Origin of the sequence: Pseudomonas sp. Lb2C2 (assembly GCF_052112205.1) — a bacterium.
GTDB lineage: Bacteria > Pseudomonadota > Gammaproteobacteria > Pseudomonadales > Pseudomonadaceae > Aquipseudomonas > Aquipseudomonas kilonensis.
This window is the reverse complement of record NZ_JAUTYW010000005.1, coordinates 396,453-420,189: the sequence shown is the minus strand read 5'-3', so window position 1 is coordinate 420,189 and position 23,737 is coordinate 396,453. Positions and strand designations below refer to the sequence as shown.

Genomic DNA, 23,737 nt, shown 5'->3' with positions numbered 1-23,737 from the left:
CCCACGCAGAGCGTGGGAACGATCAATTGCGTCGTGAGGAACAAAGGTGTGGGTTGGAACCCGGCGGGAGCAAGCGCCCTCGATACAAGGTGGTCTCCACTTCGTTTCATTACTCTGAAAAGGTATCAAGCATGTTTAGAAAAGTGATGTTCATGACGACCCTTGCGGCCCTGAGTCCTTCACTGGTGTTGGCGGCTGATGATGCACGCACTGCCATCCATATCAGCGCGAACATTCCCAACAAGCAGTTCCATGTGCAGCCGCGCAATCCGGACTTCGGCAAGGATGAGGTCATGCACTTCGACCCGGTGAACAGCCAACTGAGCCCGCTGCGCCAGACCTTCGATGTGAAGCACACCGATGGCTCGGTCCATGCCTATCTCGAGGGCGGCCAGGCGTCGTTGACCAACGGCAGCGACGCCATTCCCTTGCTCGTCAGGTTCAACAATATCCGCCTGACCGGTGTGTCCCAGGAAGTGGTGGATGACGCAACGTCCACGCCAGGCACCCAGGCGGACATGCACATCATGGCCTCGGACAAGGTCTACGACGGTCAGCACGGCCTGTACACCGCCGACTTGACCGTGATCTTCGACGCGGTGCCTCGCGTAACCCCTTAGTTCTGTCGCAGCGCCACCAGTGGTTTGCATTGGGTGTGACTGCCCGGCTGCAAGTAGGGCGAGAGGAACGGCGCCATGCCCTTGAGCACCTGCACCGGCAAGGCCGAGGTGAACTTGAAGTTTTGCGCCGACGCACCGGGCACGAAGGCGGTCAGTGTGCCGAAATGGCTGTCGCCGATGTAGAACACGAAAGTGGCGGTGCGGTTGATCGATTTGGAGCTGATCACCCGCCCACCGGAACCGACGGCTTCGATGCGGTTGTCACCGGTGCCGGTCTTGCCGCCCATGGCCAGCGGTGTACCGTCGGCCAGCTTGAAACTGCCGGCCACGCGTTTGGCGGTGCCGGCATCCACCACTTGTGACAACGCACCGCGCAAGGCCCGGGCTACCTCTACGGGCATTACGCGCTTGCCGTTATCCGGGTCGCTGACCAGGCGTGTCTCGTAGGGCGTATTGACGGCAAAGTCCAGGCTGTCGACACGCAGTGCCGGCTGCCGGATGCCATCGTTGAGGATGGTGCCCACCAGTTCCGCCAGCGCGGCGGGGCGGTCGCCGGAGCTGCCGATGGCGGTGGCCAGCGACGGCACCAGGTGGTCGAAGGGGTAGCCGACTTGCTGCCAGCGCTGGTGGATATCCAGGAAAGCTTCGACCTCCAGCATGGTGCGGATGCGACTGTCGCGGGCGCTCTTGTGCCGGCTCTTGAACAGCCAGCTGTAGACTTCCTGACGCTCGAACTCACTGGCCTTGACGATCTGGCTGAACTTGACGTCGGGATTGTTGAGCAGGTAACCCATCAACCACAGGTCCAGCGGGTGGACCTTGGCGATGAAGCCTTGGTCTGGCAAATCATAGGCGCCGGGGCCGTAGCTCTGGTAGAGCCGCTCCAGGCGTTCGTCGGTGAGTTTTTCCGCGCTCTTGGCCGACTTCAAATGTGCGCGCACGAAGCGGTTGAAGTTCTCCTGGCTGTCGTTGGGAAAGAAATAACGGTGAACGGCGGCCAGGCGGATTGCCGTAGGGCGCATGCCGTCGAGGAAGGTTTCCAGGCGCTGGCCGGTGTCCTTTTTCTGATACTTCTTCCAGAACCTGAGCAGGAACGCGGTGCCTTCGCGGTCGGCGAACTGGGCCAGGTATTCCTGGCGGCGCGGGTCCTTGTCGTCCTTGAGCAACTCGGAACTGTTATTGGGGCCAGCATAAGTGGCGTAGCGCACCAGGTCGCGCATCAGGCGGATGAACGGCAGGTTGATCGATTCACGCAGGGAGTCACGCAGCGTGGGGATGCGGCCGTTGTCTTCTTTACGGAAGTTGTTGAAGGTATGCAGCCCGCCGCCCGTGAAGAACGCCTCGCCGGGGCTGGCTGAATACGTACGCTCCAGCGCGGCCTCGAGCATTTTCGGCAGGCTGCGGTCGGTGTCCTGGATCAGGTAGTCGACCGCCCAGCGGGAGAGGCGGTCCTGTTCGGCGATATCGACTTTCTTCAACGCCGCCGGGGTTTGCTGGGCGTAGCGCTCGTGCAGTTCGGCGATGATCTGCAGATAGGTGGTGAGCACCCGCAACTTGGCGGTGGAGCCCAGTTCCAGTTTGCTGCCTTCGTTGATGTCGAAGGGCTGGTCGGTGCTGTCGGTCTGCACTCGCACGCGCGAGCCGTCGGGGGTCAGTTCCAGCAGGGTGAAGCTGTAGCGCACCTGGGTGGTGCTGGTGGGGGTCAGCAGGCGTTCGCCCATCAGGCCGATCTCGGTCGCGAAGGCCGGGTCGGCCAAGCGCTTGAGATAATCGGTGGCCTGGGCCTGCAAGTCGCTTTGCAAGGTGCTGGTGGCGGAAAGGTCGAGGCGATCGAGATCGTACAGCGGACGATTGAGCAGGGCGGCGAGGCGACTGCGGGCGGCGCTGATGCCTTTGTTGGTTTCGTTGGGCTGGACGGTCGGGTCCTTGACCCAGTCGCGATAACTGACCTTGCTCGCCAGGGCCGCCGCGGCCAGTGGCGCATCGATCACGCCGTTCTGCGCCAATAGCCGAATGTGGCTGTCGGTCAGGCGCGCCAGCTCATCGTGGCCCTTGGAGAGGAAATGGGACGGCCGGCGCTGGGCGATCATCAACGACAGCATTTCCCGCAGGGCCAGGCCTTTTTCTGCCAGGCTCTTGGGGTCGTTGGCGGTACTGGACAGGCGTTCATTGGCCTGCTTGAAATCGGCGCCGTACCAGACTCGCAAGCCTTCAGCCATGCCATGGACTTCACCATGCCCCGGCACGGCGGAGAGCGGCACGCTGTTGAGGTAGTCGCGGATGATCCGCTGCCGCGCCTCGAGGGTTTGCGGGCCGGACTGATAAGCCCGCACGCTGGCGGAAATCATCTGGCGGATTTTTTCCCCGCCCGACACGGTGAGGCCCTCGGGGGAGTGCCGGTATTTTTCCAGTTGCGTCGCCAGTGTGCTGCCCCCAGCGGATTGTCCCGGCAAGCTCAACAGCTTGGCGACTTGCGACCAGGCCGCCATGCCGAAGCGCGGCCAGTCCACTGCCGGGTTTGCCAGCGGTTGCTTGGGGTCGAGCAAAAAGCGGTTCTCGATAAACAACAGGCTTTGCACCACCACGGGCGGAATCGCTTCGAAGTTCGCATACAGTTGCTGCGGATATTTGAACTGATAGACCGGTGCCGCGCGGCAATCGGTGATGGTCAGCCCGGCCTGGATTTTTTCCGAATAGGGTACGAACAGGCCTTTCTCGACGTAGCCCATCAAGGCCGGCGAGAACCGCGCCTGGGCCTGGATCACGTAGTCGCGCTTGAGCAGGCGCGGCAGGAATTCCCCCAGCGCGCTGTAGCCCAAGCGCCGGTCGAACGGGCCTGCACCCGGGTAGACGATGGCATCGCTGGGCCCCGGCTGCACCGCATAGCTCAAGGACTCAGCGTATTTGCTGAGCTCCCGGGCCTGGAACCGCGACGTGCGCATTTCCTTGGCCACCGCCAGGCCGACCACCACCACGATAATCAGCAGCAACAACCAGAATGCCCGCCAGCCATGCCGTGCGCGGCGTTTTTTTTGAGGTAAAGGCGCTTCTTCCATACGTTCAGTCGGGACCACAGGTTCATTCGAATCGGTTTGCCACAAAGCGCCCATAGTCGACTGATCCATTCACGCAGATTGATCGGACTTGCTTGAAGCTTAGACGGTGGTTGGCGTGGGGGGCGGGGAAATTGTGGGTAAGCCCATACGCGAGCACTTGTCAGATGCAATTGATCAACAGAGCTTCTGTGGCGAGGGAGCTTGCTCCCGCTCGGCTGCGCAGCAGACGCAACGGTGGCATGGCTGGAGAACATACGGCGGTTGAAAAGCGAGGGCGGCTTCGCCCCCCAGCGGGAGCAAGCTCCCTCGCCACGGGTACTACGTCGTTTTCGGAAAAGTCGCTCAACCATCATCGCATCGGATCGTCGCAGGCGAAGCTACCGTAAGTAGATCCCCCAACCATAGGAAGCCAAGGAATGCATCCTTCACGTCCAAACTCTCATCGCTTGCGTCACGGACGCTCTTCGGAGCCGGGGCGAGGCTACCTCGTCACTGCAGTCGTTCACCAACGCACACCGATCTTCAAGGACTTGCAGCAGGGCCGCTTATTGGTGGCAGAAATGCGCCTGGCTCATGAGCGAGGTCAGGTCAATTCGCTGGCCTGGGTTGTGATGCCGGACCACCTGCATTGGCTGGTGCAGCTAGAGCAAGCTCAGCTCACGCATGTGATGCAGGTAGTCAAATCCCGCAGCACCCTCACAATCAATCGAGCAATGAACAGAAAAGGCGCCTTCTGGCAAAGCGGCTTCCATGACCGCGCGATCCGCGACAACGAGGATCTTCGGCCTTCCGCCCGCTACATCATTGCCAATCCGCTTCGGGCAGGGCTGGTGGATCGCATTGGCGATTACCCGCTCTGGGACACGGTATGGCTCTAGCTGCTCTTGTGGCGAGGGAGCTTGCTCCCGCTGGGGGGCGAAGCCGCCCTCGCTTTTTCGGCTTCTAAAGCGGGCGACTGCTGCGCAGCCGAGCGGGAGCAAGCTCCCTCGCTACAAGGTGAAGTGGTACCTGAAAGCCTTGTGCTAGAGCCATCGGTCTGCGCCCATACATGACGCTGCACCATTGCTGTGCAATACTCGGTGCCGTTTCCGTATGACCTGTAATCCCAGACAACGCCTCTCCAAAAAGCAACTTTTGGCGCAGGCTTATCCCTGAATTTCCCGTGTTTTACAGTGAAACTCTCTATCCCTGGCTTTTTATACTGCATGGCCCGCTGATCCTGAGGTTGTGGTTCCACAGGACGGTCTGTCCACAAGACAGACCCGGCGTCGGCAAGGTGGCAGGCCTATCGGCCTGTGGCTTTGGACGCTCGGGGGCTAATCCAATAACAAGACGAGGTTGTATCCCTATGCCTGTCGGCAATCATCTGCCCCATGGCGAGACCGCTCAGGGCGGTCCGCTCAAACGTGAACTCGGTGAGCGGCATATCCGCCTGATGGCGCTCGGTGCCTGCATAGGTGTCGGGCTGTTCCTCGGCTCGGCCAAGGCCATTGAAATGGCCGGTCCGGCGATCATGCTGTCCTACATCCTTGGCGGCCTGGCGATCCTGGTGATCATGCGCGCCCTCGGTGAAATGGCCGTGCACAACCCGGTGGCCGGCTCGTTCAGCCGCTATGCCCAAGACTACCTCGGCCCGCTGGCCGGTTTCCTGACCGGCTGGAACTATTGGTTCCTGTGGCTGGTGACCTGCGTGGCGGAAATCACCGCGGTGGCGGTGTACATGGGCATCTGGTTCCCCGATGTACCCCGCTGGATCTGGGCCTTGGCGGCGCTGGTCAGCATGGGCTCGATCAACCTGATCGCGGTCAAGGCCTTCGGTGAGTTCGAGTTCTGGTTCGCCCTGATCAAGATCGTGACCATCATCGCCATGGTCATCGGCGGTGTCGGCATCATCGCCTTCGGTTTTGGTAACGACGGCGTGGCCCTGGGTCTTTCCAACCTCTGGGCCCACGGCGGTTTCATGCCCAACGGCGTGTCCGGCGTCTTGATGTCCCTGCAAATGGTGATGTTCGCCTACTTGGGCGTGGAGATGATCGGCCTGACTGCCGGTGAGGCGAAGAACCCGCAGAAAACCATCCCCAACGCCATCGGTTCGGTGTTCTGGCGGATCCTGCTGTTCTACGTCGGCGCGCTGTTCGTGATCCTGTCGATCTACCCGTGGAACGAAATCGGCACCCAGGGCAGCCCGTTCGTGATGACCTTCGAGCGCCTGGGCATCAAGACCGCCGCCGGCATCATCAATTTCGTAGTGATCACCGCCGCGCTGTCGTCCTGCAACGGCGGGATCTTCAGCACCGGGCGGATGCTCTACAGCCTGGCGCAGAACGGCCAGGCCCCGGCCGGTTTCGCCACCACCTCGGCCAACGGCGTGCCGCGCCGCGCGTTGCTGCTGTCCATCGCCGCATTGCTGCTGGGCGTGCTGCTCAACTACCTGGTGCCGGAGAAGGTCTTCGTCTGGGTGACGTCCATTGCCACCTTCGGCGCGATCTGGACCTGGGTGATGATCCTGCTGGCCCAGCTCAAGTTCCGCAAAAGCCTCAGCGCTTCGGAGCGTGCGGCCCTGAAATACCGCATGTGGCTGTACCCGGTCAGCTCCTACCTGGCGCTGGCATTCCTGGTGCTGGTGGTGGGGCTGATGGCGTACTTCCCGGATACCCGCGTGGCGTTGTACGTGGGCCCGGCATTCCTGGTGTTGCTGACGGTGTTGTTTTACACGTTCAAGTTGCAGCCGACGGGTGATGTAGCGGGGGCGGTGCGCTCGGCTTCGTAGGTTTAATGCGATGTATGAGAAAGCCCCGGTCCGATGATCGGGGCTTTTTTTTGAAACTGAATGCAACACACAGAAGGTCTAACAACCGAGCACCTGTTAGTTCTTACAGTAGACCGTGTACCGAGGGATGCCTAGATTGAGTTTTTGATAAGAGATGAACCATGACACCGTTCCTTTCTACAAAAATAATGACGCGAAACGATGTCCTACTCTTCTTTCTGGTAGCAACCTTTTTGTACATCTTTCCTTTGGTGCAGGCCGACTATTTTTACAACGATGACAACTGGCGGGCATTGATGGCGGGTGAGGGCTGGCGTGAGGAAGGACGAGTGGTCATCGAGCTTTTCTATAACGCTGTTTCGTTTGGCACGAAGGCGCCGGATTTATTTCCGCTCCCGTTGTTCATCGCGACGGCAGGTGTTTCGATTGCGTTGAGAGACCTGACTTTTTTTTACTTCGAACGTCCGACCTTTGCCCATTGCCTGGTGGTCTTGCCTATCTGGTACAACCCCCTTTTTTTGCAGAACCTGTCATATCGCTACGATGGACCGGTAATGGCGTTGGGGATGGTGATGCTCATTTACGCCGTTATCTGGCTACGCGACAAGGCTTGGATGAATGTGTGGGTCCCCGCGCTCTTAGTGGCGCTGGCCCTTTCGATTTACCAAGTGCTCATCGACTTTTATATCGCACTGTGCTGCGTTGAGGTCATCCGGTTGGTTTGGGAAAGACAAACGTCGGAAGTTATTTTTCCCTTTATAGGGCGAAAATTGATGGCAATTGGGATAGGCGTGCTGGTTTATTACGCAACGGCTTATCGATGGATGACCGGCACTCGCCAGGTTTTCCTGGCGTTGGAGGCGAGCAGCCTGTTGGAGATCAGAGATAGATTGCTTCACGTCAGGTGGATGTTCAGCGAATGGGGAACGGAGGGTGTTCGGTGGATTATCTGGGGTGGTGCACTGTTGGCTTTAATCGGCTATGCGTGGGCGGGATTCAATCTGCTTTACCGTCCAGAATACCTTTGGCGAAAAATAGCCCTGGCGAGCCTTTATGTATTGGCCCTCCCGATGCTGTTGGTTTGCATCCCAGGTATTACCGTGCTTTTCGCCTATTTCGACGTTGGCGCCAGAGCCTTGCTCGCTTTCCCCGCCATGCTGGTGTTGGTGTTTTTTTTGAGCTTTCAGGTGCTGACGAGGATTCACGCTCGTTTGGGCGTTATTTTGTTGATTCCCTTAGTAGCAATATTGTCATTTTCTTTCGGGCACGGCCGGGTACTGGCATTGCAAAAAGAGCAGGAAAGCGCTGTGCTGGCATCGCTGCTTTACGACATCACCCATTCTTCATTGCGCGACCAGCACAGCATTTACATGATTCCCGAGCTGAAAGCCAATTGGCTTCCTGCGGCCAGTGGCGCCTTCGCAACGATGCCTGTACTCAAGCACGTGCTTGGCGTGGATTACGTATTGCTGCCTGAAATGTTACCGCGAGCGGGCATTACCAACGTGTATATCGCCAAGGATCAGGAGATGATTGCTTCGCTTCGGCGCGGGGATTATTCGCCAGTAGTTTCCACCCCGTTCTATGACCTCTATGTCATTCATGACAGAGGCTATATCTTCATGAAAAAACCGCAGGGCGATCCCAATGTCGTGCCGAAACTGTGTCTTATAGTCGATACCGAGCTCTGTCGTTGAGTAAGGTTTACCGCTCAAGCCGCCACCACCTCCAGCGGCTCAAAACTGTCCGCACGCGCCATCTGCCACATCCGCGAATAAAACGCCCCATTGACCTCACCCGTCAGCAATTCCCCCGGTTTCAAAAACACATGCAACTGAGAGAACAACTTCACCTCAGTGGCCGACATCCGCCGCACCAAATGCTTGGGCTGCAATTGTGACGGATGCTCGAGCCCGGCGGCGGCGAGCATTTCGGCCAGGGCCTTGAGGGTGTTGCGGTGGAAGTTGTAGACCCGCTGGGCCTTGTCCGGGACGACCAGGGCGCGCTGGCGCAGGGTGTCCTGGGTGGCGACGCCGGTGGGGCATTTGTTGGTGTGGCAGCTTTGCGACTGGATGCAGCCGATGGCGAACATAAAGCCGCGCGCGGCGTTGGCCCAGTCGGCGCCGATGGCCAGGACACTGGCGATGTCGAAGGCGCTGACGATCTTGCCGCTGGCGCCGAGCTTGATCTTGTCCCGCAGGTTCAGGCCCACCAGGGTGTTGTGCACGAACAGCAGGCCTTCGCGCAACGGCACGCCGATGTGGTCGGTGAATTCCACTGGCGCCGCGCCCGTACCGCCTTCCTTGCCGTCGACCACGATGAAGTCGGGCAGGATCCCGGTTTCCAGCATGGCCTTGGCGATGCCCATGAACTCCCACGGATGCCCCAGGCAGAACTTGAAACCCACCGGTTTGCCGCCGGACAGCTCACGCAGTTGCTGGACGAACTGCATCAGTTCGATCGGCGTGGAAAACGCGCTGTGGCAAGAAGGCGAAATACAATCCTCGCCCATGAGAATACCTCGGGTCTCGGCGATTTCCCGGGTGACCTTGTGCTTGGGCAAGATCCCGCCATGGCCGGGTTTGGCGCCCTGGCTCATCTTGATTTCAATCATCCGCACCTGCGGGTTCTGCGCTTGGGCGGCGAAGCGCTCGGGGTCGAAGCGCCCGTCGGGGGTGCGACAGCCAAAATAACCGCTGCCCAGTTCCCAGGTCAGGTCGCCACCGTGTTCGCGGTGATAGGGGCTGATGCTGCCTTCACCGGTGTCATGGGCGAAGTTGCCCAGCTTCGCTCCCTGGTTCAACGCCCGGATGGCGTTGGCGCTCAGGGAGCCGAAACTCATGGCCGAGATGTTGAACACCGACGCTGAGTACGGCTGGGTGCACTGCGGGCCGCCGACGGTCACGCGAAAACCACTGGGATCGCTCAGCGGGGCGGGGCGCATGGAGTGGCCGATGAATTCGAAGCCGGTCTGGTACACGTCGATCAAGGTGCCGAACGGTTTGTCGGCGCTTTCGTTCTTGGCCCGGGAATACACCAGCGAGCGCTGGGCCCGGGAGAAGGGCAGGGCATCGCTGTCGGATTCGAGCAGGTACTGGCGGATCTCCGGGCGGATGCCTTCGACCAGGTAGCGGATATTGCCCAGGATCGGGTAATTGCGCCGTACGGCGTGGCGGCTTTGCAGCAGGTCGAACAGCCCCAGCAGGCTCAGCAACCCGGTCATCAGTGTGATCGGCCAGAGCCAGTCGTATTGCAGGAACGGCAGGCTGGCGAGGGTGAAGATGACACAGCCGGCAAAGAAGGCGTAACGACTCAGCAGAGACAGGCTCATACGGTTTCCTTGGGGGGAGGGTAGCGCAGGCATTCTGCGCCGATGGCGAAACGGCGGGCAACCCTATAGCGAGGGGATTGTCATGGGAACAAGGGTGTGTGGGAGCAAAACTGTCTGGGAGCAAAACTGTGGGAGCAAAGCTTGCTCGCGATACAGACGCCTCGGTTTCTGAAGTACCGAGTCGTCCCCATCGCGGGCAAGCCTTGCTCCCACAGCTCCCACAGCTTCTACAGTGTTCTCACCCCAGGTGTGGCTCAGCTCGCCTGCTTCATCTGCCGCACCGGCAATTCCACGCGAAAGGTGGTGCCGACGCCGACTTCGCTGCGTACCGTGATCTCGCCGTTGTGTTTCTTCACGATGCCGTAGGACAACGACAGCCCGAGCCCCGTGCCTTGGCCGATGGGCTTGGTGGTGAAGAACGGGTCGAAGATTTTCTGCAGGGTTTCGGGGGGGATGCCCGAGCCGTTGTCGGCGACTTCGATCCATACGGATTCGTCACCGACGCCGTTGCGCAGGGTGATGGTGCCGCGCTCGGGGCCGATGGCCTGGGCGGCGTTGACGATCAGGTTCATGATCACCTGGTTGATCTGCGACGGCAGGCATTCCACTTCCGGCAACGGCGTGTACTCCTTGACCACGTCGGCCTTGTATTTGATTTCATTGGCGACGATGTTCAACGTCGAATCCATGCCCTGCTGCAAATTGGCCATCTGCCATTCCTGGCTGGAGTCGACACGGGAGAAGTCCTTCAGGTCCTTGACGATCTGCCCGACCCGGCCGATGCCATCCTTGGACTCCTTGATCAGCAAGGGGATGTCCTCGACAAGAAAGTCCAGTTCCACCTGTTCGCGCAGCTTACGCAAGTGCACCACCAGTTCCGGCGAGGCGATGGCCCCCTCGGCGCTGCCGTAGGCGCTGAGCATTTCCTGGAGTTTGCCAAAGTAACCGTCCAACGCCCCCAGGTTGGAAGAAATGAAGCCGATCGGGTTGTTGATTTCGTGGGCCACCCCGGCCGCCAACTGGCCCAGCGAGGCGAGCTTTTCCGATTGCACCAGTTGGGTTTCCAGCATCTTGCGTTCGTCGATCTCCATTTGCAGCAGCTCGCTGGCCTGTTTGAACGCCTGGGTGCGTTGTTCCACCAGGTCTTCGAGCTTGTTCATTTTCAGTTGCGCACGGGAGGTCATTTCCCATTTTGTGGTCAGGGTGTTGGCCATCTGCTGGACTTCGATGTTGTCGAACGGCTTTTTCAGGATCAGCAAGCGATCGTGGCCGTTCAGGCGGTCCAGCAGTTCATCCCAGGAATAATCCGAATACGCCGTGCAGACCACCACTTGCAGCAACGGGTCGCGCTTCCAGAGTTCTTCGATGGTCTTGGCGCCATCCCAGCCTTCGGGCATGCGCATGTCGACAAAGGCCAGGGCATAAGGACGCCCTTTTGCCGATGCCTCCAGCAACTTGTTCAGGCCTTCCTGCCCGCCATAGGCCGAGTCGAGTTCGAACACCGTGGCGGCAGGTTTTGGCGCATCGCCGAACAGCGCGCTTTCCATGTCCAGCAAGTCAGCGTTGCTGTCATCCTCCGGGGTGAGGATCTTGCGGAAATCTTCATGAATGGCGGGTGTATCGTCGATCAACAGGATGCGGCGGTTACTCATGCTATTCATGGCTCACCTTCTGCAAGTTTCAGGGGCAGCTGCAGTTCGAACGTTGCCCCCGTGCCTGGCCCCTCACTGTGAGCGGTGAGGTGGCCGTCCATTTCAATGGCCGCCAATGCGCAGCTGTGCAGGCCAAAGCCGTGGCCTTCCTTACGCGTGGTAAAACCGTGGGCGAAGATACGCGTCATGTTTTCCTCTGGAATCCCTTCGCCTTCGTCCTTGACGCTGATTTGCAAGGTTTCGCCATTGATGACGGCCGCCTTCAGGGTCATGTTCCGCGCATGATTGGAAACACCCGCCATGGCGTATTTGGCATTGCTGATCAGGTTGATCAGAATCAACAGCAAGCGGTGCTTGTCGCCCATGATCCGCGGCACCTCGCCGTATTCCTTGATCACCGTAACATGATGGCGGGTCAGTGCGCCTGAGTTCATGCGCAGGGCATCTTCAAGCAGTTCGCTGACCACCAACGGTTCCAGCAGGCTGTTGGCCCCGGCATAGGATTGCTGGGTGGAGACAATATCCTTGATGTGGTCCACGCTTTTGCTCAACTGGGCCAACTCGTCGGTAAGACCCTGCTGCTCAACGGCGATGGCTTCGACCAGTTGGTTGAGGTAGCCAGGCAACAGTTTGCCTTTCGCGTCTTCGGTGAGAAAGTGCCCGAGGTCATCGGCGTGCTCGTTGATCAGTTGCATGGCCTTGCCCAGCCCCTGAGCCTTGCTGCTGCGCAGTTTGCGGCTGACCAGGTCGGCGGAGATGTTTACGCTGTTGAGGACGTTGCCGACGTTGTGCAGCACGTTGGTGGCGATTTCCGCCATGCCGGCCTGGCGGGCGGTGTCCATCAACTCGCTCTGGGTGTCCTTGAGCTGGCGGGTCCGTTCTTCGACCCTTTGTTCCAGCTCGTCGTTGGCGGTTTGCAGGGCATTGTTGACCCGCTTGATCTCGGCGAAGCTGCGTACCAGCCGGATCGCCAGCCAGATCAGGATCAGCACCAGCAGCGTGGCGAACACCAGCAGGTAAACGTGGTTGCGCTCGTACTTCGCGGCGGCTTTTGCCTGGTCTTTCTCGAGCAGTTGGGTGATGGTGTCCAGGCGATCGGCCACGGGGATCGCTTCGATTCCCAGTAACAATTCATTGACCCGTGGCTGTTCGCGCAGGATCACCCCGATGTGTCTGCGCAGGACTTCGACGGAGTTTTGCAATCCCTCAGGCAGACGCTCCTTGTTGACCTCCAACTGGTTCAAACCCAGCAGTATTTCGGCTGCCCGCTCAGGGGAGCTGAGCTGGGCGAACTCCATGCTGCTGAGCAACAGGTCGTAGGTATCGATGGCAACGTTCTGCAACTCCAGCCGATACGTGTCGGGCAGCCGGGCGAATTGGCCCTGGATGTCGTCCTCGCCGGTGGGCAGGAAGGCCAGGGAATTGCGCAACACGGCGTTATGGGATTTGAACTGTTCTACTAGGCGGGTCTTTTCCTTGACCAGCTTGAGGTATTCGTCACGCTGAGCTTCCCAGAGCGATGGCCCGTGGCGCCCCGGTTCCGATTCAATGGCGTCCAGACGTTGCCACAGGCGTGCCATCTCGTGCAGGGGCGAGACCAGCGGGTCGTAGTTGTGGGTCAGGGAGATGCGCGACTTGAGGACTTCGTTGTCCCAGATGGCGTCCTGTTGCTTGAGCAGGCGGATCAGGTCCCGGGATTCAATGTACGAGGCGGCCTGCTGGGCGCCTGAGTTGACGTACATGAACAACAGGATGCCCGCCAGCAAGATGCCGATGAAGGCCAGGCCGAGGCGACGGAAGAGAGTCATAGGGGCTTGCCCTCCCACTCGCCGGTCAGGGTCTTGAGGAATTCGACGATCAGCTCGGTATCATTCTTCAGGGGCTCTCGACCCAACTGGTACTTGAACATCACCTCCACCGCGCGTTCCAGGGTCGGTGTGGAGCCATCATGAAAATAGGGCGCGGTAACGGCTACGTTACGTAGGCTCGGTACCTTGAAAACCTGGCGATCGTCTTCATCGCCGGTGATGTTGAAGCGCCCTTCGTCGGCGCGGGTGGGGTTGCCCCGGTCGTCGAAGTAGTCACCCAAGACACCGAATTTCTGGAACATGTTGCCGCCGATGTTCACGCCTTGGTGGCAGGCGATGCAGCCGTATTCCTTGAAGCGCTGGTAACCGAACTTCTCCCGGGGCGTGAGGATGTCGGTATTGCCCAGCAGGTACTGGTCGAAGCGCGAATTGGGCGTCTGCAAGGTGCGTTCGTAGTCGGCCAGTGCGCCCTGGATATTGGGCTTGGTCACGCCGTCGGGGTAAGCGTCCTTGAAGTCCTTGGCATAGCCCGGGTCATCGGCAATGCGCTTGACCACCGATTCCCAGGTGCTGCCCATTTCCACTGGGCTGGTCACGACCTCGTGGACCTGTTCTTCCAAGGTGTCGACACGGCCATCCCAGAACTGGTGAAAGTTCAGGCTGGCATTGAACACGGTAGGGGTGTTGACCTCCACCGGCTTGCCATCGAAGCCTAAGGAAAAGGGCTTGTCGTCGGCGCCGCCCTTGTCCAGGCGATGGCAACTGGCGCAGGACAGGGTGTTGTTGACCGACAGGCGAGGGTCATTGAACAGCCGCAGCCCCAGTTGGACGCGCTTGGGGTCCAGAGTCGGAATCGGGGGCAGGGGGTTGAGGGGTTCATCCAGTGGTTCGGCGTGAGCGGTCACGCTTGATCCCACGAGCAGGCCGAGAGCCAGAATCAGTCCATGTGACGCCATGGGATGTTTTCCTTGAAACTTTGGTTGATGACACTCAGGTGTTCACGAAAACGGGTTCTGGCGTTTTTCCCACTCGGTCATCCAGTCGGCGAAGGCCTGCGGTTCGACGGCCTTGCTGAAGTAATAACCCTGGACCTCCTCGCATTGGTGCTTCTTGAGAAATTCCAACTGCTCGAGGGTTTCCACACCTTCGGCAATGATGTGCAGGTTCAGGCTCTTGCCCAGGCTGATGATGGTGCTCACCAGCTTGGCGTCGTTGCTGTCGATGCTCAGGTCACCGACGAACGACTGGTCGATCTTCAACACATCCACCGGAAATTTCTGCAGGTAGCTCAGGCTTGAATAGCCGGTACCGAAGTCGTCGATGGCCAGGCGTATCCCCAGTTGCTTGATGGCCTTGAGGATGGCGACCGTGGTATCGACGTTCTGCATCAGTACGCTTTCGGTGATCTCCAGTTCTAACTGTGTCGGGTCCAGGCCGGTTTCCTTGAGGGTACGGGCAATGCCTTCGACGAAGCCGCGCTGGCGAAAGTCGATGGCCGAGACGTTCACCGACAGGTACAGCGGGCGCATGCCCTGGGCTTGCCAGCGGCAGGCTTGCTGACAGGCTTCCTGAAGCACCCATTGGCTCAGCGGGACGATCAGGCCGCTGTCCTCGGCGACCGGAATGAAATCCGAGGGATAGACCAGGCCATGATCCGGCCTGTCCCAGCGCACCAGCGCCTCGACACCGACCACCTTGCCGCTCTTGAGGTCGAGCTTGGGTTGGTAATGCAGCACGAACTCCTTGCGTAGCAGGCCCAGGCGCAGGCCGGATTCGATGGTCTGCTGCTGCCGGGCCCGGCGGTTCATGTCTTCGGTGAAGAAGCGGTAGTCGTTGGGGCCGATTTCCTTGACGTTGCGCATCGCCGTCTCGGCTTTCTTGATCAGCGCCACGGCGTCGAAACCGTCGTTGGGGTACACGCTGATGCCCAGGCTCGCGGTGACGCTCAGGTCATGACCGTCGATCGGTTGCGGAGAGCTGATGGCCGCCAGCAGTTTGTCGGCCACGCCTTTGGTCTGCTGCGGATCGACGACGTCCCCCAGTACCACCACGAACTCATCGGAACCGTAGCGAAACACCGAATCGGATTCACGCACCACGGTGGCCAGGGCCCGGGCCACGCGCTTGAGCATTTCATCGCCCACGGGGTGACCCAGCGCGTTATTGATGCGCTTGAAGCGGTCCAGGCCGATGAACATCACCGCCAGTTGCCGGTCATGCCGGCGGCACTGGGCCATGGCCTGGGTCAGCCGATCGCCGAGCAACATGCTGTTGGGCAATTCGGTGAGCACGTCGTATTGCAGCAGGTGGGACACCTTGAGCAATTCCTGGACGCGCTCTTCGATCGTGCGTTCCAGGCTGCGCATTTTCCTCGCCGCATCCTGGGCCAGTTGCCATTTCCAGGTCATGGCGCTGGCCATCTGGCGGATTTCCAGGGTGTCGAAGGGTTTCTTGAGGATCAGCAACTGATCGTCGAACTCGATCCGTTCGGACATGGTTTCCCAGGAGTAGTCCGAGAACGCCGTGCACAGGGCGATTTGCAGGCGCGGGTCGGCCTCCCACAGCGCCTCGATGGTTTGCAGGCCGTCCCAGCCCGGTGGCATGCGCATGTCGGCGAACACCAGCGCATAGGGCTGGCCTTCGGCCTGGGCGCGCTTGACCAGTTCCAGCGCCTCCTCGCCCTGGTAGGCCGAGTCGATCTGAAATTGCAGCCGGTTGACCTGCGGGGTGCCGAATAGCAGGCTCTCGGTGTCGTCCAGCGAGTCATCGCTGCCGGCGCTGGGGCTGAGGATCTTGCGAAAGTCCTGGTGGATCGCCGGTGTATCGTCCACCACCAGGATTCGCCGGTTGGCAGGTACCGCCATTGGATTCATGGATTGCTCTCCGATAGCTGGCTCGCTGGTCGGGTCCAGTGGTCTGTCGCCGGGACGATGGTGCCGGCCTTGAGCAGTTCGGCGGCCTGGCCGCTGTCGACCACGGTGCTGAAGTAATGCCCCTGGGCCTGCATGTCCCCGCCGCTGGACATCAGCGTGGTGCGTTGCTCCTGGGTCTCGACACCCTCGGCAATGATCCCGATGCCCACGTCCCGGGCGAAGTTGATGATCGCCCGCAACGTCGTGGCGTTTTCGGGGTCGGCGTTGGCGCTGTCGAGGAAACGCTGGGCGAGCTTGAGGTGATTGACCCGGTAGGTCTTGAGGTAATCGAACGAAGAGTACTCGGTGCCGAAGTCATCGATGGCGATCTGCACGCCCAATTCGCAGAGGCGCGGCAGCACGTCGTTGTGGGTCCACTTGGTCTGGGCCAAGGTGGCTTCGGTGACGTCGAAGCGCAGGTCCCAGGGCGCCAGTTCCCAGCGCGCGGTGGTGCGCAGCACGTCGTAGATCAGTTCCGGGCCGGTCTTGAGCTGGGTCAGGGACAGGTCGATGGCGATCACCGGGGGCGCCATGCCCTGGTCACGCCATTGGCGCATTTGCTGGCAGGCCTGGTCCAGTACCCAATGCCCCAGGCCAATGATGATCCCGGTTTTCTCGGCAGCCGGCATGAAGGCCGCCGGTTCCAGCCAGCCACGTTGAGGGTGGTTCCAGCGCACTTGCACGCCCATGCCGAGGATCTTGCCGGTGCCAAGGTCGACTTCCGGCAGGTAGTGCAGGTGCAGCTCGTTGTTCTCGATGGCCTGGCGCAGGTCGTTGGCGAGGGCGACCCGGTCGGTGACTTCCTGGTTAATTTCTTCATTGTGGAAATGGTACTGGTTGCGGCCCTTTTCCTTGGAGCGGTACAGGGCCATGTCGGACTGCGCCATCAGGCTATCGGCACTCAGGCTCTGCGGGGTGTACAGGGCGATGCCGATGCTCACCGAGATCCGTACGTCGTTGCCGTCCAGGGCATACGGCGCCACGAGGGCATCGCGGATCTTGGCCGCCAGCGCGGCGCAATGGGTCGCTTCATGGACGTCCAGTTGCAGGAGGGCGAACTCATCGCCGCCCAGGCGCGCCACCACGTCGTTTTCCCGGGTACAGGCCTTGATCCGCGTGGCAACTTCCTGCAACAACAGGTCGCCGATGGGGTGGCCCAAGGTGTCGTTGATCCGTTTGAAGTGGTCCAGGTCCAGATAGAACATCGCAAACGGCGCCGCACCCCGACGAGCGGCGGCGAAGGCCTGGTGCAGGCGCTCGATCATGGTGGCGCGGTTGGCCAGCCCGGTCAGGCCGTCGGTGCGGGCCAGCAGGGCGATTTTTTCTTCGGCCAGCTTGCGTTCCGTGATGTCGAGGATGATGCCTTCTATCTCCAGCAACAGGCCCTGCTCATTGCGCACCGGGATGTAGCGGTTCTCCACCCAGCGGAACGTGTCGTCGCCGGTACGCATGCGGAACTCGATGGAGGCCCCTGCGGAGTCGCGGTCGAGGACGCGGACCATGGCCTCGTCGACCTTCTGCTGGTCGTCGGGGTGGATCAGGGTTTGCGCCCAGTCCGGCGAACTGGTCAGTTGCGCCGCGGAATGGCCGAACTTGGTGATGTTGTGGGAGATGTACATCAATGCGAACGGCGGCTCGCCCCGCAGGCGATAGAGGATGGTCGGGCTGTTCTGCACGATGATGTTGGCGTCGGCCAGTTCCCGGGTGCGTTCCTCGACCGCGCGCTCGAGCATGTCCATTTTCAGCGCCGCGTCCTCGGTCATCTGCCATTTGACGGTCAAAGTGCTGGCCATCTGGCGGATTTCGATGGCATCGAAAGGTTTTTTCAGGATGAGCAGGCGGTCGCCCAGTTCAAGACGATCGGCGATGTCTTCCCAGGAATAGTCCGAATAAGCGGTGCACAGGGCCACTTGCAGCTTGGGGTCGGCGCGCCACAGCCGTTCGATGGTTTCCAGACCGTCCCAGCCCGGAGGCATGCGCATGTCGATGAACGCCATGGCGAAGGGTTGCCCCTGGGCCAGTGCCGTTTCGACCTTGTTCAAGGCTTCCATGCCCTGGAACGCCGAATCGAGCACGAAACTCGTACCGGAGACCGCCACAGGGGAGCCGAACAGGGCTTCTTCGGCGCTGCTCAGGCTGTCATTGGCGCTCGCCTGGGGGCTGAGGATCTTGCGAAAATCCTCATGGATGGTTGGCGTGTCGTCGACGATCAGGATCCGCCGGTTGGTTTTATCCAAGGGCAGGCTCATGGCCGTGCACCGTTTTGATGCTGACGATAGAACCCTTGAAACATCTGAATATCCCTTTCGCTGGCATGAGTATTCGGCCTGTACTTGGCCCTTCATGGGGTAGAGCATAGTCGTCTGATCGGGATGCGCTCGGCCAGTGATGGCAAATGTGTCTAAATGTTCGCAATCTACTAGCCTGTATTTCGGGGGTAAGGTAGAACGGTTGTCGTGACTAGGAGGGGGTTTCAAATGGAAGATCAATTGCCGGACGTTCCGGTAAAGAAACCGGCAGTGCTGCTGGTTGATGACGAAGAGTCGATTCTCAATAGCCTGCGTCGGCTATTGCGCAGCCAGCCGTACGAGATCCTGCTGGCCGACAGTGGCGCCAAGGCCCTGGAAATTCTCAAGGAGCGGCCGGTCGACCTGGTAATGACCGACGCGCGCATGCCGAACATGGATGGCGCCACGCTGCTGGCCGAGATCCGCAAGCTGTACCCATCGACCTTGCGCATCCTGCTCACCGGTTATGCCGATGTGGACATGATGACCAAGGCCATCAACGAGGGGCAGCTCTATCGCTACCTCAGCAAGCCCTGGAACGATGAGGAATTGGTGCAGGCTTTGCGCCAGGCCCTGTCCCACCAGCATTCCGAAAGCGAGCGCCAGCGCCTCGAAGCGCTGAACCGCGAGCAGAACCAGCAACTCAAGACCCTGAACGCCACCCTGGAAAAACGCGTGGCGTCGCGCACCTCCGAGCTGCAGCAGACCGCCGACATGCTCGATTTGGCTTATGACGAGCTCAAGCGCAGTTATGTGACCAGTACTGAAGTGTTTTCGCTGATCGCCAACCTGCGCCTGCCCAAGTCCAAGCAGACCAACCGGCAGATCATTGAGTTGATCAGGGTTTACAGCCGGCTGCATTTCCTCGATGAGTCCACCGATCGCGACCTGACCATGGCGGCGGCGCTCTACAACATCGGCAAGCTGAGCTGGACCGACAACATGATGGTCACGCCCGCCGACTTGCTGCACCACACTGAACTTGAGCTGTATCGCGCCTATCCGAAGCAGAGCGAATCGCTGCTGATGACCCTGGACCCGATGAAGGACGCAGCGCGGATCATTCGCCATCACCAGGAGCGTTGGGACGGCAGTGGCTTCCCCGAACACCTCAGGGGCGAGGCCATTCCGTTCGGTTCGCGGTTGTTGAAACTGGCGGTGGACTTCATCGAGCTGCAGCGCGGGTTGATCCTGGAGCGGCAGATGAACAGCGACGAAGCGCTGGTCTACATCCGCAAGTACGCCGGCAAGCTGTACGACCCGGACATGATCGAGGACTTTATCAAGGCGTGTGCCGAATACCTGGAAGACGTGACCCTGTCGGACCCGACGGTGCAAGTCTCCACCACGCGCGAGTTGACCGCGGGGATGATCCTGGCGCGCAACCTCAATGCCGACAACGGCATGTTGCTGCTCAACGCTGGCAAAATCCTGAGTGGGCCGTTGATTGAAAAACTCATTGCCTTCGAATCGATGGAGGGGGCCCGTTACAGCGTGTTCGTCAAGATTCCCGAGGAGGAGGCCGACCCTTTGGCGCCGAAGCCGATTTTGGGGTGACTGGGGGGGGGATTGGATTGGATTGGGGATATATCCGTTGCTGCGGTAACGGCGGCTTAGGGTTCCGCCCTTACGGCGGGTCACTTTTGGAAGAGCGCCAAAAGTAACCAAAAGCGCTTTGCCCCACCACTTGGCACCTCGCCTAGGCTCGGTGTGCCCTCTCTCCGGCATTGCTCCGTGGGCCGCCGCGAAGGGCCATCCATGGCCCAGCGCGGCTAACCCGGCATCCATGCCGGGTTGCCCACTGCGCAATGCCTGCGTTCGGCCAGCGTGGTTAACGGGGCGTCCGAGATCAAGATCAAGATCAAAAGCGAGGCGGCCTTATAGCCGGCCTGGCTCTCCTGGTTGTACACCTGTCAGATCTGTGGGAGCAAAGCTTGCTCGCGAGGCGGCCTTATAGCCGGCCTGGCTCTCCTGGTTGTACACCTGTCAGATCTGTGGGAGCAAAGCTTGCTCGCGAAGGCGGCCTTATAGCCGGCCTGGCTCTCCTGGTCGTACACCTGTCAGATCTGTGGGAGCAAAGCTTGCTCGCGAGGCGGCCTTATAGCCGGCCTGGCTCTCCTGGTCGTACACCTGTCAGATCTGTGGGAGCAAAGCTTGCTCGCGAAGGCGGCCTTATAGCCGGCCTGGCTCTCCCGGTTGTACTTCGATCAAACTGTGGGAGCGAGCCTGCTCGCGAAGACGGCGGCATATTCAACATGGATGCAAGCAGACCCATCGCTATCGCGAGCAAGCTCGGCTTCCACAGGGATCGGCGGTGGGCACGGATCTTATAAACGACCAAAAACCTGTGTGGGAGCGAGCTTGCTCGCGATGGCGGCCTGACAGCCGACCAGGATTGTGGGAATGGTCGGACAATCCTCCGGGTTGCAGCAGATTTTTCCGACGAACTCTGGCGGTTGCCGGGTGGGAAGGGCTGTCGCTAGTCTTTTTCCGTCGCTGCAAATTCAGCGGCCGGGCTTGGAAATCCGATAAGTAGACGGCGCGAAAGCGCCCTTCATGACGTATGCTTGCGGTCGTTTTTTGACCATGCTTTCGTTATGGCGGCTGTGCGCGGGAGACCTTCGGGTCTGTCGGGCTCGTTTACCCCGGTTTTCCAACCTGCGTACGGCTGCCACCCCTCGCTTGGAAACGAACGTGGCAGCTCCAACCTGTAGACGGAGTGTCACCCTATGTTCAAAGCCACACCCAATCCCCCCGAAACCGATCCCCAAGAACTCGATGAGGCCGCCAAGCGCGCCATCGACCATTATCTCGACCCCAAGCCTCAAGCCAAAAAGAAAAAGCCCTCAGGTCAACTGTTCACCGTCGTGGACGGTGTCGACACCGAAAGCCTGCTGGCCAACCTCAGCGAAACTTTGGCCTCAGCCGATGCCATGGTCAGCGACCTTGCCTTCGACCTTAAAGGCTCGCGACGCCATGTTGCCCTTGGCATTCAGCAACTGATCGAGCTGGGCGCTTTATTGGCGAATCGGATGCTGGATAACGTCAATACACAACCCTGACCACACCGCGCGCAGAAGCGAGAAGGCTCGCTTCCACAATTGGACCGGAGTACGACCGGGAGAACCAGGTCGGCTGTAAGGCCGCCTCGCGAGCAAGCTTTGCTCCCACAGGTCCTGCTCAAACAGATCTGATGGGTGTACGACCAGGAGAACCAGGTCGGCTATAAGGCCGCCTCGCGGTGGACGTTGATCTCGGCGCCCCGTTAACCACGCTGGCCGAACGCAGGCATTGCGCAGTGGGCAACCCGGCATGGATGCCGGGTTAGCCGCGCTGGGCCATGGATGGCCCTTCGCGGCGGGCCCACGGAGCAATGCCGGAGTGAGGGCACACCGAGCCTAGGCGAGGTGCCGAGTGGTGGGGCATGAGCGTTTTGCTTACTTTTGCGCTTCTCAAAAGTGAGCCGCCGTCAGGGCGGAACCCTAAGTCGCCGTGACTGCAGCAACGGATATACACACCAACCCCAATCGGTCGAAACTGACCACAGGAACTGCGCTGATTTTTAGTCCAGCACCAGACTTTGCTCCCACCTCTACGCGCTGTAATCTCCCCGTCACTTCCCCGGCCAAGGCTTTGATCACCCATGACCACTTCCCTCATCCGCATCGCCGCAGCCCTGTTGCTCGGGCCCGACGGTCGAACCCTGCTGGTGCGCAAGCGCGGCACCCGGGCCTTCATGCAGCCGGGCGGCAAGATCGAGGCCCATGAACAACCGGTGCAGGCGCTGGCCCGTGAGCTGGAAGAGGAACTGGGGTTGCAGATCGACCCGGCACAGGCCCATTACCTGGGCGTGTTCAGCGCGCCGGCGGCCAACGAGCCGGGGTTTACCGTGCAGGCCGAGGTGTTTTTGCTGAGCATCGATGCCCCGGTTTCGCCGGCAGCCGAAATTGAAGAGGTGTGCTGGATCGACCCGGCCGGCGACAGCGATCTTTTGCTGGCACCGTTGACAGGCGAGGTGATCCTGCCGTTTTATCGAGCGACACTTCCCGCTACCTGCTGATTCACGCCTCAAGGACTGATGCTCATGATTCCATTGCCGGACCTGTTGATTTTCGCTGCCGCCGCGTTGCTGATGGTACTGACGCCCGGGCCGAACATGATCTACCTGATTTCCCGTTCGATCTGCCAGGGCCGCAAGGCCGGCGTCACCTCCCTGCTGGGGGTGGTGGCGGGGTTCTTCGTGCACATGTTCGCCGCGGCCGCCGGGTTGACGGCGGTGTTCCTGGCAGTACCGGTGGCCTATGAAGTATTGAAATGGGCCGGTGCGCTGTACCTGTTGTGGCTGGCCTGGCAGGCCGTGAAGCCGGGCGCGCGTTCGCCCTTCGAGGCCCAGCAACTGCCGGCGGACTCGACGCGCAAGCTGATCACCATGGGCTTTCTCACCAGCGCGCTGAACCCCAAGATCGCGGTGTTCTACCTGTCGGTGTTCCCGCAGTTCATCAGCCCGGAACACGGTTCGCTGTTCACCCAGAGCATCATCCTCGGGCTGACCCAAATCAGCGTCAGTTTCAGCGTCAACCTGTTGATCGCCCTGTTCGCCGCCGGCATTGCCTCGTGGTTCGTCCACAACCCCACCTGGCTGGCGGCGCAGCGCTACTTCATGGGGTTTGTCCTCGGTGCGCTGGCGTTGCGCCTGATGTTTGAGCAACGGCGTTCGACGTGAGTATCCGACGGTTGAGGGCCGGCGATGCCCAGGCGTATCGCCAGCTGATGCTGCAGGCGTACGCACTGCATCCGCAGGCCTTCACCTCCAGCGTCACCGAGCGGGCCAAGCTGCCTATCAACTGGTGGGAGTCACGCCTGGGCAGCCGGCTCGATGTGCTGCTGGGGGCGTTTGTCGAGCAGGAGTTGGTCGGTATCGTCGGCCTGGCCCTGGAGCCCCGGGAAAAAGCCCGGCACAAGGCGCTGCTGTTCGGCATGTACGTCGCCGATGAACAGCGCCATCGCGGGCTCGGCTACCAACTGGTCCAAGCCGCCCTCGACGAAGCCCGGCGCCATGCCTTCCTGCGTCTGGTGCAACTGACCGTCACCGCCGGCAACGACCCGGCGATCAAGCTCTACCAGCGCTGCGGCTTCGTCCTGTATGGCCTTGAGCCGATGGCGATCCGCGTGGGCGACGAATACCACGACAAAATCCATATGTGGCTCGAACTTTAACCTCACCGCAGATCCCCTGTGTATGGGCTTCTGTGGGAGCAAGGCTTGCCCGCGATGCTTTTTCGCAATCGCCATCGCGGGCA

At 60.4% G+C, this 23,737-nt stretch carries 16 protein-coding genes; 9 read left to right on the top strand and 7 right to left on the bottom strand.

Annotated features, from left to right (window positions below; genetic code table 11):
• Positions 1 to 131 precede the first annotated feature (131 nt).
• Positions 132 to 620, top strand: coding sequence for a CS1 type fimbrial major subunit (locus Q7F16_RS17320; protein WP_409556115.1), 489 nt, complete (start codon positions 132 to 134; stop codon positions 618 to 620).
• Here the strand turns inward: Q7F16_RS17320 and Q7F16_RS17315 are convergent.
• Positions 617 to 3,730, bottom strand: a complete 3,114-nt coding sequence (locus tag Q7F16_RS17315) for a transglycosylase domain-containing protein (RefSeq protein ID WP_409556114.1) — start codon at positions 3,728 to 3,730, stop codon at positions 617 to 619. The genes Q7F16_RS17320 and Q7F16_RS17315 overlap by 4 nt on opposite strands.
• Positions 3,731 to 4,092: 362 nt before the next feature.
• Between Q7F16_RS17315 and Q7F16_RS17310 the strand changes: the two genes are divergently transcribed.
• The 3 genes from Q7F16_RS17310 (at position 4,093) to Q7F16_RS17300 (ending at position 8,143) form a co-directional block, all read left to right on the top strand.
• Positions 4,093 to 4,554 carry an REP-associated tyrosine transposase gene (locus tag Q7F16_RS17310; RefSeq protein ID WP_409556113.1) on the top strand — a complete coding sequence of 154 codons (462 nt, stop codon included), beginning with the start codon at positions 4,093 to 4,095 and terminating at the stop codon, positions 4,552 to 4,554.
• A 470-nt stretch (positions 4,555 to 5,024) separates the two neighbouring features.
• Positions 5,025 to 6,446 carry an amino acid permease gene (locus Q7F16_RS17305; RefSeq protein ID WP_409556112.1) on the top strand — a complete coding sequence of 474 codons (1,422 nt, stop codon included), beginning with the start codon at positions 5,025 to 5,027 and terminating at the stop codon, positions 6,444 to 6,446.
• Between the two features lie 161 nt (positions 6,447 to 6,607).
• A complete protein-coding gene (locus Q7F16_RS17300; RefSeq protein WP_409556111.1) occupies positions 6,608 to 8,143 on the top strand; it encodes a glucosyltransferase domain-containing protein in 1,536 nt (511 codons plus the stop codon).
• Between the two features lie 14 nt (positions 8,144 to 8,157).
• Here Q7F16_RS17300 and Q7F16_RS17295 read toward each other — a convergent pair whose 3' ends face one another.
• The 6 genes from Q7F16_RS17295 to Q7F16_RS17270 form a co-directional block, all read right to left on the bottom strand.
• On the bottom strand, positions 8,158 to 9,777 hold the full coding sequence (locus tag Q7F16_RS17295) for an FMN-binding glutamate synthase family protein (RefSeq protein ID WP_409556110.1): 1,620 nt from the start codon (positions 9,775 to 9,777) through the stop codon (positions 8,158 to 8,160).
• A 254-nt stretch (positions 9,778 to 10,031) separates the two neighbouring features.
• Positions 10,032 to 11,438, bottom strand: a complete 1,407-nt coding sequence (locus tag Q7F16_RS17290; RefSeq protein ID WP_024618022.1) for an ATP-binding protein — start codon at positions 11,436 to 11,438, stop codon at positions 10,032 to 10,034.
• A complete protein-coding gene (locus tag Q7F16_RS17285) occupies positions 11,435 to 13,237 on the bottom strand; it encodes a DAHL domain-containing protein (RefSeq protein ID WP_409556109.1) in 1,803 nt (600 codons plus the stop codon). The genes Q7F16_RS17290 and Q7F16_RS17285 overlap by 4 nt, the downstream gene beginning before the upstream one ends.
• The gene (locus Q7F16_RS17280; RefSeq protein ID WP_409556108.1) at positions 13,234 to 14,193 is read right to left on the bottom strand and encodes a cytochrome-c peroxidase; all 960 of its coding nucleotides are present in this window, start codon (positions 14,191 to 14,193) and stop codon (positions 13,234 to 13,236) included. The genes Q7F16_RS17285 and Q7F16_RS17280 overlap by 4 nt, the downstream gene beginning before the upstream one ends.
• Before the next feature lie 42 nt (positions 14,194 to 14,235).
• Positions 14,236 to 16,110: an EAL domain-containing response regulator gene (locus Q7F16_RS17275; protein ID WP_409556107.1), complete on the bottom strand. Its 1,875-nt coding sequence runs from the start codon at positions 16,108 to 16,110 to the stop codon at positions 14,236 to 14,238.
• Positions 16,107 to 18,398 (bottom strand): GGDEF/EAL domain-containing response regulator, encoded by a 2,292-nt coding sequence (locus Q7F16_RS17270; RefSeq protein ID WP_046062670.1) that lies wholly within the window; start codon positions 18,396 to 18,398, stop codon positions 16,107 to 16,109. Before Q7F16_RS17270 ends, Q7F16_RS17275 begins: the two co-directional genes overlap by 4 nt.
• 228 nt (positions 18,399 to 18,626) lie before the next feature.
• Between Q7F16_RS17270 and Q7F16_RS17265 the strand changes: the two genes are divergently transcribed.
• The 5 genes from Q7F16_RS17265 to Q7F16_RS17245 all read left to right on the top strand — a co-directional run bounded on the left by Q7F16_RS17265 (position 18,627) and on the right by Q7F16_RS17245 (position 23,654).
• Complete coding sequence (locus Q7F16_RS17265) at positions 18,627 to 19,994, top strand: HD domain-containing phosphohydrolase (protein WP_409556106.1); 1,368 nt, start codon at positions 18,627 to 18,629, stop codon at positions 19,992 to 19,994.
• A 1,172-nt stretch (positions 19,995 to 21,166) separates the two neighbouring features.
• A complete protein-coding gene (locus tag Q7F16_RS17260; protein WP_003205177.1) occupies positions 21,167 to 21,499 on the top strand; it encodes a DUF6124 family protein in 333 nt (110 codons plus the stop codon).
• Positions 21,500 to 22,080: 581 nt separating this feature from the next.
• Complete coding sequence (locus tag Q7F16_RS17255) at positions 22,081 to 22,497, top strand: NUDIX hydrolase (protein ID WP_046062667.1); 417 nt, start codon at positions 22,081 to 22,083, stop codon at positions 22,495 to 22,497.
• Positions 22,498 to 22,521: 24 nt separating this feature from the next.
• Entirely contained in the window at positions 22,522 to 23,160 is a 639-nt protein-coding gene (locus tag Q7F16_RS17250) for a LysE family translocator (RefSeq protein WP_409556105.1), read from the top strand.
• Entirely contained in the window at positions 23,157 to 23,654 is a 498-nt protein-coding gene (locus Q7F16_RS17245; protein ID WP_046062666.1) for a GNAT family N-acetyltransferase, read from the top strand. The genes Q7F16_RS17250 and Q7F16_RS17245 overlap by 4 nt, the downstream gene beginning before the upstream one ends.
• Positions 23,655 to 23,737 lie beyond the last annotated feature (83 nt).